This window comes from Myxococcus llanfairpwllgwyngyllgogerychwyrndrobwllllantysiliogogogochensis, assembly GCF_006636215.1.
Lineage (GTDB): Bacteria > Myxococcota > Myxococcia > Myxococcales > Myxococcaceae > Myxococcus > Myxococcus llanfairpwllgwyngyllgogerychwyrndrobwllllantysiliogogogochensis.
The window spans coordinates 1-540 of sequence record NZ_VIFM01000658.1; the positions used below are offsets into that span (position 1 = coordinate 1).

General features: G+C 69.3%; 1 protein-coding gene. It reads right to left on the reverse strand.

The annotated features are described in order from the left end of the window. Positions 1 to 540: LysR family transcriptional regulator (locus FJV41_RS57190; protein ID WP_141649582.1), on the reverse strand; the 540-nt coding region annotated here is incomplete at both ends.

The following is a 540-nucleotide window of genomic DNA, read 5'->3' on the forward strand; positions in this document are numbered from 1 at the left end:
GCCACGCGGGCGCCGCGACCAGCAACTGGCGGAATGCGCCGATCTGCCGGGCCTGCACGCCCGGGTCTGTCAGCCACCCTACGCGGATCGCCAGCTCCACCTGGCCGGACATCACGTCGATCGACTGGTCGCTGAGGATCGCGTCCACCTTGCATTGCGGATACCGGCGCGTGAACTCGGTGACGGCCGGCACGATGGTCGTGATGCCGTAATCCAGCGCGGCCGTCAGGCGCAGCGTGCCCGAAGGTTCGGTCGCCCCCTCGCCGAGTTCATCGAACGCGTCGTGCGCTTCCTTCAGGACCAGCGCGCATCGCGCATGGAAGGCCTTGCCCGCATCCGTGGGCGCCACCCTGCGGGTGGTGCGGGTGAGCAGCGTCGTGCGGAATTCCCGCTCCAGCCGTGCCACCTGCTGGCTGACCACCGCCTTGGTGATGCCCAGCCGCAGGGCGGCCGCCGTGAAGCTGCCCGTCTCGACCACCGCCGCGAAATACGCCATGCGCTTGAGGTTGGCGAGGTGGCTGGCGCCGGGTTCGAAATCAT